The sequence below is a fragment of the Stenotrophomonas mori genome (assembly GCF_023556335.1).
Lineage (GTDB): Bacteria > Pseudomonadota > Gammaproteobacteria > Xanthomonadales > Xanthomonadaceae > Stenotrophomonas > Stenotrophomonas mori.
In genome coordinates, this window is the sequence record NZ_JAIKTS010000001.1 from 1,533,282 (window position 1) to 1,546,603 (window position 13,322).

The following is a 13,322-nucleotide window of genomic DNA, read 5'->3' on the forward strand; positions in this document are numbered from 1 at the left end:
GCACGGCACGCTAGCCGGATGCCGCAACGGCCCGCGTGGACCGGGGGGCGAAGCGCGCCTGCAGCGCGGCCAGGGCCAGATACATCGCCGGGGTGGTGTACAGCGTCAGCCACTGGCTGACCAGCAGGCCGCCGACGATGGCGATGCCCAGCGGCTGCCGCAGCTCCCAGCCCTCGCCGTGGCCCAGTATCAGCGGCAGCGTGCCCAGCAGCGCGGCCAGCGAGGTCATCAGGATCGGCCGCAGACGCAGCCGTGCCGCATCCATCACGGCATCCCGCGCGGCCAGCCCATCGCGCTCGCCGGCCAGCGCGAAATCGACCAGCAGGATGGTGTTCTTCATCACCACGCCCACCAGCAGGAACAGGCCGAGCAGCGCGATCAGGTTCAACTCGTTGCCGAACAGCCACAGCGCCAGCAGCGCCCCGATGCCGGCCGAGGGCAGCGTGGACAGGATCACCAGCGGCTGCAGGAAGCTCTCGTAGAGGATGCCCAGCACCAGGTACACCGCCAGCGTCGCGCCCAGCACCAGCCACAGCTGGCGCGTGCGCAGCTGGTCCAGGCCACCGGCCTCGCCGGCCAGCTTGCCCTGCACCGTGCGCGGCAGCATCAACCGCGCCATGGCGTCATCGATGGCCTGCGTGGCCTGCTCCAGGCCGATGCCAGGGGCCAGCGCGAACTCGATCCAGATCGAGGCGAACTGTTCGCTGTGGTAGATGCGGTCCGGCGCCATGCCGTAGCGCCAGCGCGCGATGCTCGACAGGGGAATCCGCTGGCCATTGCCGTCGATCACCTGCAGGCGCGCCAGCGTGCCCGGGTCCTGGGTGTGCTTCGGGTCCAGCTCCATCACCACCCGGTACTGGTTGAGGCTGTCGTACAGGGTGGCGACCTGGCGCTGGCTGAAGGCGTTGTTGAGCATGCCGGCCACGAGGCGCAGGTCCACGCCGTGGCGTGCGGCCGCCTCGCGGTCGATGTCCAGCACCACCTGGCGCATGCCGGCCTCGCCCTGGGCCTCCACGTCCACCAGTTCGGGCAGGGTGCGCAGCGCGGCGGCGACCTTGGGCGCCCATTCGCGCAGCGGCGTGGTGTCGGCCGAGAGCAGCTGGAACTCGTACTTGCCGCTGCTGCCCGCGCCTTCCAGGCGGATGTCCTGGTCCACCCACAGGTACAGGTTGCCGCCGGGCAGCCGGGGCAGGCGCGCACGCAGACGGTCGATCACCTGCTGGCTGGACACCTTGCGCTCGGCCAGCGGCTTCATCTTGATCATGATGAAGGCATTGTTGACCCCGTTGTTGCCGCCGATGTAGCCGATGATGTCCTCGATGGCCGGGTCGGACAGCAGCAGTCTGCGGTAGGCATCGATCTTCGGCTGCATGGCCTGGAACGACAGGCCGTCATCGCCGCGCGCGAAGCCGCGCAGCTGGGCGGTGTCCTGCTTGGGCACGATGCCCTTGGGCACCTGCTGGAACAGCCAGGCATTGAGCGCGATGACCGCCACGAAGGCCAGCAGCGGCCAGTGCAGCCGGCGCAGGCTGGCCTGCAGGCTGCGCAGGTAGGCGGCACGCACGCGTTCGAACAGCGCCGTGCTGCCGCGCTGCCAGCGCGAGGGCGGCTGCACGGCATCGACGAACAGGCGCGCGCACAGCATCGGCACCAGGCTCAGGGCGACCAGTACCGACACCGCCATCGCCGCCACCAGGGTCAGCGAGAACTCGCGGAACAGGCGCTCGACGAAGTCGTCCAGGAACAGGATGGAGACGAACACCACCGCCAGCGCCAGGTTCATCGACAGCAGTGTCGCGCCAACTTCCGCGGCACCGCGCATGGCGGCCTGCCAGCGGTCGGCGCCCAGTTCGCGGTGGCGGGCGATGTTCTCCAGCACCACGATGGCATCGTCCACCACCAGCACGGCGGCGACGATCAGCGCCATCAGCGAGAGCGTGTTGAGCGAGAAACCCAGCAGCGCCACCAGTGCCAGGGTGCCGAACAGCACCACCGGGATCGCCACGCTGGGCACCAGCGCCGCGCGCCAGTGGCCGAGGAAGGCCAGCACCACCAGCACCACCAGGGCGATGGCCAGCACCAGGGTCAACTCCGCTTCGTGCAGCGTCGCACGGATCACCGGCGAGCGGTCCATCACCAGGCGCATGTCCACGCCCGGGGGCAGCAGCGCGTGCAGCTGCGGCAGCTGCGCCTGGATGGCGTCGACGGTGGCGATGATGTTGGCACCGGGCTGGCGGCTGACGATCAGCAGCACCGCCGGACGCTCGTTGTGGAAGCCGCTGGCGTAGCGGTCCTCCACGCCGTCGGCGACCGCCGCGACATCGCCCAGCCGCAGCGTGCGGCCGTCGTCCACCCTCAGCGCCAGCTCCCGGTACTGCGCGGCCTGGCGCAGCTGCAGCGGCGCGTCCAGCTGCCACTGCTGGTGTTCGTCGCCCACCGCGCCCAACGGCCGCACCGCATTGGCCCGTGCGATCGCCCGGGCCACCTCGTCCAGCGCCAGTCCCGCGTGGCTCAACGCGTCCGGGTCCAGCGACACCCGCACCGCCGGCAGGGCGCTGCCGCCGACCCGCACCTCCCCCACGCCCGGCACCTGCGACAGCTTCTGCGCCAGCACCGTGGAAGCAAGGTCGTACAGCTGCCCGGGCGAGCGCGTGTCCGAGCTCAGCGCCAGGGCGAGGATCGGGGCCTGCGAGGGATTCACCTTGCGGTACTGCGGCATGCCGGGCATGCCACTGGGCAGCTGGCCCCGGGCCAGGTTGATGGCCGCCTGCACCTCGCGCGCGGCCTCGTCGATGTCGCGGCCGAGCACGAACTTCAGGTCGATCTCGGTCTGCCCCTGAGTGCTGGCCGAGTCGATCCGCGCGAGCCCCGGCAGGCTGCCCAGCGCGCGCTCCAGCGGGGTGGCCACGGTGGCCGCCATCGACTCGGGCGAGGCGCCGGGCAGGCTGGCGCTGACCTTGATGGCCGGGTAGTCCACCTGCGGCAGCGGCGCCACCGGCAGCAGTCGCAGCGCCAGCAGCCCGGCCAGCACCAGGGCCACCGCCAGCAGCAGCGTCGCCACCGGGCGCCGCACGCAGGCCTCGGCCAGGCGTGCGACAGGACTCATGCGCGTGCCTCGCCGGCCGCCCCGGGAACGGCGCCGCGGCCGCGCTGCAGGCGGTCGAAGGCCAGGTAGATCACCGGCGTGGTGAACAGCGTCAGCACCTGGCTGACCAGCAGGCCGCCGACCATCACCCAGCCCAGCGGCTGCCGCAGCTCGGCACCGGAGCCGCTGGCCAGCATCAGCGGGACGGCGCCGAACAGCGCCGCCAGCGTGGTCATCAGGATCGGCCGGAAACGCAGCAGCGCGGCCTGGTGGATGGCCTCGCGCGGGGCCATGCCGCGGCTGCGCTGCGCGTCCAGCGCGAAGTCGATCATCATGATCGCGTTCTTCTTCACCAGCCCGATCAGCAGCACGATGCCGATCACCGCGACCAGGTCCAGGCTGCGCCCGCTCAGCCACAGCGCGGCCAGCGCGCCGACGGTGGCCGACGGCAGGGTGGACAGGATGGTGACCGGGTGGATGAAGCTCTCGTAGAGCACCCCCAGCACGATGTACATCACCACCACCGCGGCCAGGATCAGCCACAGCGTGGAGGACAGCGAGCTGCTGAAGGCCGCCGCGGCTCCCTGCAGACGCAGCTCGATGCTGTCCGGCAGGGCGACCTGCGCGCGTGCGGCGTGGACGGCATCGATCGCCTCGCCCAGCGACGCGCCGGGAGCGAGGTTGAACGACAGCGTGGCCGCCGGGAACTGGCCGACGTGGTTGCGCAGCAGCGCCGCGGGACCGAGCTCCACCCGCGCCAGCGCGCCCAGCGGTACGGTCTGGCCGCTGCTGTTGCGCACCCGCAGGCCACTGATCGCCTCCGGCCCGGGTTGCCGCGACGGATCGGCCTCCAGCACCACCCGGTACTGGCTGGCCTGGGTGAAGATGGTCGAGATCTGCCGCTGGCCATAGGCGTCGTACAGCGCATCGGCCACCGCTTCCACGCTCACCCCCAGGCGTGCGGCGGCATCGCGGTCGATGTCCACCCGCGCCTGCCGGCCCTGCATCTGCAGGTCGCTGGCCACGTCGCGCAGCGCCGGCTGCCGGCGCAGCGCCTGCAGCAGTTTCGGTGTCCAGGCCTCCAGCGCCTCCAGATCCGGCGTGGTCAGGGTGAACTGGTACTGGGTGCGGCTGATGCGGTCTTCGATGCCCAGCTCCTGGACCGGCTGCAGGTACAGGGTGATGCCCGGAATCCTGGCCACGCGCTGCTGCAGCCGTGCCATCACCGCTGTCGCGCCTTCACGCTCGCCGTGCGGCTTCAGTTCGATCAGCAGGCGCCCGGTGTTGAGCGTGGCGTTGTTGCCGTCCACGCCGATGTAGGAGGACACGCTGGCCACCGCCGGGTCCGCTTCGATGGCGGCGGCCAATGCCTGCTGGCGCCCGCGCATGGCCTGGAACGAGATCGCCTGCGGCGCCTCGCTGATGCCCTGCACCAGGCCGGCATCCTGCACCGGGAAGAAGCCCTTGGGCACGGCGACGTACAGCGCCACGGTCAGCGCCAGCGTCGCCACCGTGGCCAGCAGCATCAGCGGCTGGCGCTGCAGCACCCAGCGCAGCTGGCGGTCGTAGACGGCGACGACGCGCTCGAACAGGTCCGGGGCGGCAGGAGCGGCCTGCGCCTTCAGGAAGCGTGCGCACAGCATCGGCGTCAGCGTCAGCGACACCAGCAGCGAGATGCCGATGGCCACCGCCAGGGTCACCGCGAACTCGTGGAACAGCGCGCCCACCAGATCGGCCATGAACAGCAGCGGGATCAGCACCGCGATCAGCGACACGGTCAGCGACACCAGGGTGAAGCCGATCTCGCTCGCCCCTTTCAACGCCGCCTCGCGCGGGGGCGCGCCTTCTTCCAGGTGACGGGCGATGTTCTCCAGCATCACGATGGCGTCGTCCACCACGAAACCGGTGGCGATGGTCAGCGCCATCAGCGTGAGGTTGTTGAGCGAATAGCCGGCCAGCAGCATCACCGCGAAGGTGCCGACCAGCGACAGCGGCACCGCCGCGCTGGGAATGAACGTGGCCGGCAGGTTGCGCAGGAACACCCAGGTCACCAATACCACCAGGCCGATGGCCAGCACCAGTTCCTTCTGCACGCCTCGCACCGAAGCGCGGATCGACTCGGTGCGGTCGCTCAGGACGTTCATCCGCACCCCGGCCGGCAGCGTGGCCTGAAGCTGCGGGAGCAGCGCGCGCACCTGCTCGACCACCGCGATCACGTTCGCGCCCGGCTGCCGCTGGATGTTCACCAGCACCGCCGGGTCGGTGCCGCTCCAGGCGGCCAGCTGGCGGTTCTCGGCACCATCGGCGATGGTGGCCACGTCTCCCAGCCGCAGCGGCGCCCCGTCGCGCCAGGCCAGCACCAGGGCGCGGTATTCCTCGACGCTGCGCATCTGGTCGTTGGCGTCGAGCATCACCGCACGGATCGGGCCGTCGAAACTGCCCTTGGGCAGGTTGACGTTGGCCGCGGCGATGGCGCTGCGGATGTGGTCCATGCCCAGGCCGTTGGCGGCCAGCGCGGCCGGGTTCACCTGGATGCGCACGGCCGGGCGCTGGCCACCGGCCAGGCTGACCAGGCCCACGCCGGGCAGCTGCGCCAGGCGCTGGGCGATGCGCGTATCGACCAGGTCGTGCACCTGCGGCAGCGACAGGCCGTGCGACGTCACCGCCAGGGTCAGGATCGGGGTGTCGGCGGGATTGACCTTGCGGTACACCGGCGGCACCGGCAGGTCATCGGGCAGGAAACTGCCGGCGGCATTGATCGCCGCCTGCACATCCTGCTCGGCCACCCCCAGCGACACGTCCAGGCCGAACTGCAGGGTGATCACCGAGGCGCCGCCGGAACTGGTGGACGAGAGCTGTTTCAAGCCGGGGATCTGCCCGAGCTGGCGCTCCAGCGGCGCGGTGACGGTGCGGGTGGTCAGCTCCGGACCGGCACCCGGGTACAGCGTGGTGATCTGGATGATCGGGTAGTCGACCTGCGGCAGCGCCGCCACCGGCAGCAGGCGGTAGGCCAGCACGCCGGACAGCAGCAGCGCCACCATCAGCAGCGTGGTGGCGACCGGTCGCAGGATGAACGGACGCGAGAGGTTCATTCGCCGGCCCTGGCGGCCGCCACTCCGGCGGCGGGCTGCTCCGCCACGATCTCCACGGCGGTGCCGTCTTCCAGGCCGTCGATGCCTTCGATCACCACCTGGTCGCCGGCCTGCAGGCCCGAGCGCACCGCCACCCGGCCCGCATCGGCCGGGCCCAGCACCACGGTGCGGCGCTGGGCCTTGTTGTCCCGGTCGACGATGTGCACATAGTTGCCCTGGCTGCCGAACTGCACGGCGGCATCGGGAATCAGCAGCGCGGACTGTTCGCCCAGCTGCAGGCGCACGTTGACGAACTGGTTGGGGAACAGCGCCTGGCCATCGTTGTCGAACTGCGCGCGCAGCTTCAGCGTGCCGGTGGCGGTGTCGATGCGGTTGTCGACGCTGGACAGCCGCCCCTGCGCCAGCGCCCGGCTTTCGCCGCGGTCCCAGGCTTCCACCACCAGCCCGGGCTGCGCCTGCACGGCATCGAGCAGCGCCGGCAGTTCCGGTTCGGGCACGGTGAACAGCACGCTGATCGGCGCGGTCTGCGCCAGCGTCACCAGACCGTCGGCATCGCCGGCGCGCACCAGGTTGCCCACGTCCAGCCGGCGCAGGCCGACGCGGCCGCTGACCGGTGCGGTGATGCGGGTGTACTGCAGCTGCAGGCGCGCTTCGTCCACCGAGGCCTGGTCGCTGAGGCGCCGGCCCTGCAGCTGGCGTACCTTGCTCTGCTGGTCGCTCAGTTCCTGCCCGGACACGTAGTTCTGTTTCTGCAGCTCGCGGTAGCGCTGCAGCTGGCGCTCGGCGTTCTCCAGCTCGGCCAGGTTCTGCTGCTGGGTGCCCTGCGCCTGTGCCAGCTTCACTTCATACGGGCGCGGATCGATCTGCGCGAGCAGGTCGCCGGCCTTTACCTGCTGGCCTTCCTGGAAGTGCAGCCGCAGCAGTTCGCCATCCACGCGGCTGCGTACCACCACGCTGTGCAACGGGGTGACGGTGCCGACCGCCTTCAGGCGCAGCACCAGCGGTTCGGCGCTGGCGCGGGCCACACGTACCGGCACCGTCCTGTCCACCGCCGCGGGTCCGGCTCCGCCGTCGGAACGCAGCCACATCCATCCGGCCAGGCCGGCGACAACCACGAGCAGGGCCACCGCCAGCAGGCGGCCGGCACCACGGCGGCGGGGGTTTTCAGCGACAGACATAGGGGCATCCTGCGCCCTGCGCACGCAGGGCCATGCGGGCCCGGCAGCGCATTCGCGGCACCACGGGCAGCGGGGGAAGGGATGTCTGGCGGGGCCGCTGACGCGGCGCTGGCTGGATGCCGTCGCGCACGCGACGGGGCGACAATGCTAGCCAATTCAGCAGGGATTTGGCGCATGACCAACGTCATGCCGGCGCCGCCCCTGCGGCGCGCTGCCGGAGGCGGACGGCCGCTTGCCGGATTCCCGACGACATGCGGCATGCCGGGGGCGGCGGCGCGCCGTCAGCGCCGTCAGGGCACACGGACCGCCCGTGCCCGCCACGCCATCGCAGCCGGCGGGCACGCGCCGCGGCCGGGTTCGTCGCCGACGGCCGGCCCATGGCAGCACCACACCGCCGTGCCGGAAGGCCCCGCCTTCCCCGCGACCGGCATTGCCCGGCACCCGCCGGACAATGCCCTCGTCGCGCGTGCCGTCATCGGCCCGGCAAAGGGCCGCCCGGCCTTACTCCAGCACCTTGCCGTGGCGCCAATAGCCCATGAAGGTGATAGTACTGCGGTCCAGGCCGCACTCCTTCACCAGGTAGCGGCGGATCGCCATCACCGCCCCGGCCTCGCCGGCCACCCAGGCGTAGAACGGTGCGGCATCGGTGCCGGCGGCCTGCTCCCAGAGGATCTGGGTGTCGATGTCCACCTCGGCGAGGTCGGGCGCAGTGCCGGCCGCTCCGCGACCGCCGGCCAGCGGCGCGATCCGGCTCTTGACCGCCTGCAGCAGTTCCTCGCCGTAACCGGCCCCCTCGCGCACGCACCACACCAGCTGCGCGCCCTCCGGTGCCTTCAACGGCTGCACATCGTCGCCGTGGGCGACCTCCAGCAACGCTCGCACCCGCGGCGGCGCCGACTGTCCGGCCAGCGTCTCCAGGATGCCCGCCACCGCCGGCAGCGCGGTCTCGTCGGCCACCAGCAGGATCTCGCCGGCGTCGGCCGGCGGCTTCCACTCATAGCCCATGCCCTGCGGATCGGGGACCTCGGCATCGGGCGCCATCAGCGCGATCCGGTCGCCGGGACGCGCATGCACCGCCCAGCGCGAGGCCGGGCCGGTCTCGCCGTGCATGACGAAGTCCACGTCCACCTCCGCCTGCCCCCGGCGCAGGGCACGGATGGTGTAGGTGCGCATCGGCGGACGCTCGTCGTCGCCCAGCGCACGGTAGCGCGCATACCAGTCCTCGCCCTCCGGCACCTGCGGCGCGGACTGCCCCGGCAACGGGAAGAACACCTTGATCCGCTGGTCCGGTCCGTCGCTGCGCATGTGCGCCACCTCGGGAGCGGTCAGCACCATGCGCACCATGCTCGGCGACAGCGCGATGCGCTGCTTGAGCTGGACGTGGAAAAGACGGTAGGGGGAGCGCTCAGCCATGGAATCAGCCTCGATCAGCAGCGGACCGCCGGTCCGCGTCAATGATGTTGGCTGGTCGTCACCGCACGCGCGGGCATCGACTGGCTGCCTGCCGCACAGGATAGCGGCCCCGGCCATCGCCGGGCACCCCTGCCGGCGCCATCCACCCGTTCGTGCAAGGTCATGCCCCAGGCCCTGCCGGGCCGCTCCGGCCTGGCGCCGGCGCGCAACCACGACGGCAGTCGCGGCACCCGCCTCCCGCAAGGGCCCTGCCTGGACGACAGGCATGAAAAAACCGGCTTTCGCCGGCTTTTCCGCAACACGTTCCGTTCATGGTGGGCGGTGCAGGGATCGAACCTGCGACCCTTGCCGTGTGAAGGCAATGCTCTACCGCTGAGCTAACCGCCCGTGTCGCGAGCCGCCCATTATAGGGGGAATCGCGTACGCGTCAACGGGTTCTTCGCGGATCTCCAGCGCCCGGCCTGGGCGGGTACTTCACCGCGTGGCCACCTCGCCGCGAGGGCGCTGCGGCCCCATGCCCGGCGCGCGCGGCTAGAGCGTCTGGGTCGCCTTTTCCGAACTGGAGGTGCCGGCCAGCAGGGTCTCGATGCGGCTGCGGATCGCCTCGCCGTCCACGCCATCGGCCAGCTGCACGCCGATGCCGGCCTGGCGGTTGCCCTGGGCGCCCAGCGGCGTGACCCAGACGACCTTGCCGGCCACCGGCAGACGCTCGCTGGAATCGGGCAGGGTCAGCAGCAGGAACACCTCGTCGCCGAGGAAGTAGCGCTTGGCGGTAGGGACGAACACGCCGCCGTTCTTCACGAACGGCATGTAGGCGCTGTACAGCGCCGCCTTGTCCTTGACCGCCAGGGACAGGATGCCCTGGCGCGCGTTGGTCGCACTCATCGGTTGTTCCCCTTGGATGTCTGGTTGGCCGCGGTCCAGGCCAGCAGCAGCTCCACCACTGCCAGATCCGCGCGCACCGTGGTGCGCAGCAGGTCGCGCGTGCGGTTGGCCGCATCGAACCAGGCGGCCAGCTTGTGCAATCGGTCCGGATCGGTCAAGCCGTCCGCGGCCCTGTGCAGGGCCAGGTCGGCGGCATGCCGCAGGCGCAGGTCGGCATGCTCGTCGCCGCTCCAGCGCTGGGCCAGCTCCACGGCGGTGCCGCGGCCGGCCAGCAGCGCGTCCAGCTCGTCGGCCACCTGCCGCCGCAGCGCCATGCCCTCGCCCTGCAGCCAGCGGTCGGCCAGGCCCGGGTGGCCGCGCGCGGCGGCAAGCGCCTCGCGCGCGGCACGTTCGTCATGCCCCTGCCGCTGCAGCCAGGCCAGCGCTTCCGCGTGCGGCGGCAGGCGGAATTCCAGGCGTTGGCAGCGGCTGCGGATGGTCTGCGGCAGGCGTGCCGGGTCGGCGCTGACCAGCCACAGGTAGCGGCCGGGCGACGGCTCCTCCAGGGTCTTGAGCAGGGCGTTGCAGGCGGCGCGGTTGATCGCATCGGCCGGATCGACGATGACCACCTGGGCGACGCCGTACTGCGGTGTCAGCGCCAGCTTCTGCGAAATCTCGCGCACCTGCTCGATCACGATCTCGGTGCGCAGCTTGTCGCCGGTCTTGTTGGGAATGAACGAGACCACCTGCAGGTCCGGGTGGGTGCCGGCGGCGATCAGCTGCTCGCCGCGCGCCCTGCCCGCCGCGTCCTGTCCGCCGGCCAGTACATGCCGGGCCAGGGCCATGGCCACGGCGCGCTTGCCCATTCCGGCCGGACCGCACAGCAGCAGGCCGTGGCCGAGCCGGCCGGCGTCCAGCGCGGCCACCGTCTGCTCGAACGCCCGCTGCTGCCAGGGCGCGAAACCGTCGTTCACGGCGCGTCCTCCGCAGCACGGTTCCGCCGCAGCTGCTGCAGGTAGCGGGCGACGGCCGCGGTATGCGCGGCATAGTCCGCCGAGAACACGTGCGCACCGCTGCCGTCGCCGACCGCCACGAAGTACAGCGCGTCGCCCGGCGCCGGCTGCGCCGCGGCGCGCAGCGCCTCCACGCTGGGCATGGCGATGGGCGTGGGCGGCAGGCCGCCACGGGTATAGGTGTTGTAGGGCGTGTCGGTGGTCAGGTGGATCCTGCGGATGTTGCCGTCATAGGCACTGCCGATGCCGTAGATCACGGTCGGGTCGGTCTGCAGCCGCATGCCCAGCGCCAGACGGCGCGCGAACACCCCGGCGATCTGCGGCCGCTCGGCCGCCAGGCCGGTTTCCTTCTCGATGATCGAGGCCAGGATCAGCAGTTCGTACGGCGACGCCAGCGGCAGGTCGTCGCTGCGCCCGGCCCAGGCCGTGGCCACCGCCTTCTCCATCGCCGCATGGGCACGCTTGAGGATGTCCAGGTCGCTGTCGCCGCGCTGGTAGACATAGGTCTCCGGCAGGAAGCGGCCCTCGGGGTGTTGCCCGGGAAAACCCAGCCGCTGCATCAGGGCGGCATCGTCCAGCGCTTCCGTCTCCTGCCGCAGCGGCGTCGCGCGGCGCAGGGCCGCGCGCAGCTGGCGGAAATTCCAGCCCTCGACGACGGTCACCCGATGCTGCAGCACCTTGCCCTGGCGCATGCGCGCCAGCAGTTCGCGGGGCGTGAGGCTGTCGTCCAGGGCGTACTCGCCGGCCTTGATCTGCCCGGCGGCGTCGAGCTGCCGCGCCAGCAGTTTCCACTGGTAGTCCCGCCCCTGGCCGACGCCCGCCTGGCGCAGTTTGCCCAGCACCGTGTTGAAGCTGTCGCCCCGGGCGACCACCACGCTCGGCTCAGCGGGTGCAAGCCGCACCTCGGCGAACTGCACCTGGCGCTGGTAGAACCAGGCACCGGCACCGACGACGATTCCGGCCAGCGTCAGCAGCACCATCAATACCGCCAGAAGGCAGCCGCGTTTGGCTCCGGCCATGGATTACCTCGAAGTCCGATCCTGCGGTGCAGGATACCGCGAGCCAGCGCACCGCCGCCAAAGGAATCGCCGGGAGCGATTCCTGACATCGCTTGTCGATGGCCCAACGGGGTGCCGCCAGGGAAGGCGGCAACAAAGGAATCGCCGGGAGCGATTCCCGACATCGCTCGTCGATGGCCCAACGGGGTGCCGTCAGGGAAGGCGGCAACAAAGGAATCGCCGGGAGCGGTTCCCGACATCGCTTGTCGCTGGCCCGGCGGGATGCCGGCAACGGGCGGCTACCGTGTGCCTACAGGGCACGCAGCAACCCGCGCGCCTTGGCACGGGTCTCGTCCAGCTCGGCGGAGGGAACGGAATCGACGACGATGCCCGCGCCGGTACGGAAGCCCACCTGTGCCCCCTGCACTTCGGCGGTACGGATCAGGATGTTCAGGTCCATGTCGCCATCGCGCCCCAGCCAGCCGAACGCACCGGTATAGGCACCGCGCGCGCGCGCCTCCAGCTCGGCGATGATCTCCATGCAGCGCACCTTGGGGCAGCCGGTGATGGTGCCGCCCGGGAAGGTCGCCGCGATCACCTGGCCCGGCGTCGTCCCCGGACGCAGGCGGGCCCGCACGTTGCTGACGATATGGTGTACGTGGGCATAGCTTTCCACCGTCATCAGTTCGTCGACCTCGACGCTGCCCGGCACCGCGATGCGGCCGATATCGTTGCGCTCCAGGTCGATCAGCATCACGTGCTCGGCCTGTTCCTTCGGATGGCCGACCAGTTCGCGGATGCGCGCGGCATCGTCGTCGCCGTCGAAGCGCGGCCGGGTACCCGCGATCGGCCGGGTCTGCACCCGGTCGCCGCTGACCGACACCAGGCGTTCCGGGGAGGAGCTCACCACCGTACGGCCGGCCGCGGCGAACAGCCCGGCGAAGGGTGCCGGGTTGGCCTGCCGCAGCCGCGCGTAGAGTGCCGCCGGCGCCGGCGGCTGCGCAAACCGTGCCCGCCAGCCGCGCGACAGGTTCACCTGGAACACGTCGCCCGCGTGCAGGTAGTCGATGATCCGGGTGACGCCCTCGGTGAAGCGCTCGCCCGGATCCTCGTCGATCGCCACGGGCGGGCACCAGGCCGGCAACGGCGGCAGGCGCGCGATGGCCGCCAGGTCCAGCTGCAGCTGGTCGAGCAAGGGCCGGTTGCCGGCTTCGGCCACCGCCATGCACCTGCCGCTGCGGCGGTCGCGCAGGACCGCGGCCGGACAGCGCAGCGCCAGGGCCGACGGCAGGCCGTCGGCGCGCTGCGGCAGACGCAGTATCGGCTCGATCTGCGCGGCCAGTTCGTAGTCCAGCAGCAGCGCCCAGCCGCCACGGAACGGCACTGACGCCAGGGCGGGATCGGCCGCGGCGCGCAGCGCCTGCCAATCCCGGTCCAGCGCCTCGAGGAAGGCGCCCTCCACGACAGTGTCGTCCTCGCGCCGCACACGGCCGTCGGCGTCCAGCCGCAGCTGGCCGCCATCGGCGATCAGCAGCAGGTCCCAGCAGCCCTGGCGGCCGCTGGCGGTGGATTCGAGCAGCAGCGGATAGCGCGCCGGGGCCAGCCGGTGCAGGGCCAGCAGGTCGATGTCGGCAGGCAGGGAATGGATGGGCATGGCGGCGGATCGTCGTCGATGGAAC

Annotated in this window: 8 protein-coding genes and 1 tRNA gene; all 9 read right to left on the reverse strand. The window is 71.4% G+C overall.

From position 1 onward, the window contains the following. Nucleotides 1-10 precede the first annotated feature (10 nt). The 9 genes from K5L01_RS06925 to K5L01_RS06965 all read right to left on the reverse strand — a co-directional run bounded on the left by K5L01_RS06925 (nt 11) and on the right by K5L01_RS06965 (nt 13,297). Nucleotides 11-3,106, reverse strand: coding sequence for an efflux RND transporter permease subunit (locus tag K5L01_RS06925; protein ID WP_250063148.1), 3,096 nt, complete (start codon nt 3,104-3,106; stop codon nt 11-13). Next, a complete protein-coding gene (locus tag K5L01_RS06930) occupies nt 3,103-6,177 on the reverse strand; it encodes a multidrug efflux RND transporter permease subunit (RefSeq protein WP_250063150.1) in 3,075 nt (1,024 codons plus the stop codon). The genes K5L01_RS06925 and K5L01_RS06930 overlap by 4 nt, the downstream gene beginning before the upstream one ends. Continuing rightward, complete coding sequence (locus K5L01_RS06935; RefSeq protein WP_250063152.1) at nt 6,174-7,355, reverse strand: MdtA/MuxA family multidrug efflux RND transporter periplasmic adaptor subunit; 1,182 nt, start codon at nt 7,353-7,355, stop codon at nt 6,174-6,176. Before K5L01_RS06935 ends, K5L01_RS06930 begins: the two co-directional genes overlap by 4 nt. A 501-nt stretch (nt 7,356-7,856) precedes the next feature. After that, nucleotides 7,857-8,768 (reverse strand): siderophore-interacting protein, encoded by a 912-nt coding sequence (locus tag K5L01_RS06940; protein ID WP_250063154.1) that lies wholly within the window; start codon nt 8,766-8,768, stop codon nt 7,857-7,859. Between the two features lie 312 nt (nt 8,769-9,080). Continuing rightward, a tRNA-Val gene (locus K5L01_RS06945) sits at nt 9,081-9,155 on the reverse strand. A 144-nt stretch (nt 9,156-9,299) separates the two neighbouring features. Continuing rightward, nucleotides 9,300-9,653 (reverse strand): PilZ domain-containing protein, encoded by a 354-nt coding sequence (locus K5L01_RS06950; protein ID WP_250063156.1) that lies wholly within the window; start codon nt 9,651-9,653, stop codon nt 9,300-9,302. Then, nucleotides 9,650-10,606, reverse strand: coding sequence for a DNA polymerase III subunit delta' (locus K5L01_RS06955; RefSeq protein ID WP_250063158.1), 957 nt, complete (start codon nt 10,604-10,606; stop codon nt 9,650-9,652). Before K5L01_RS06955 ends, K5L01_RS06950 begins: the two co-directional genes overlap by 4 nt. Continuing rightward, on the reverse strand, nt 10,603-11,664 hold the full coding sequence (gene mltG, locus K5L01_RS06960; RefSeq protein ID WP_250063160.1) for an endolytic transglycosylase MltG: 1,062 nt from the start codon (nt 11,662-11,664) through the stop codon (nt 10,603-10,605). Before mltG ends, K5L01_RS06955 begins: the two co-directional genes overlap by 4 nt. Before the next feature lie 289 nt (nt 11,665-11,953). Further along, the gene (locus K5L01_RS06965; RefSeq protein ID WP_250063162.1) at nt 11,954-13,297 is read right to left on the reverse strand and encodes an aminodeoxychorismate synthase component I; all 1,344 of its coding nucleotides are present in this window, start codon (nt 13,295-13,297) and stop codon (nt 11,954-11,956) included. Nucleotides 13,298-13,322 lie beyond the last annotated feature (25 nt).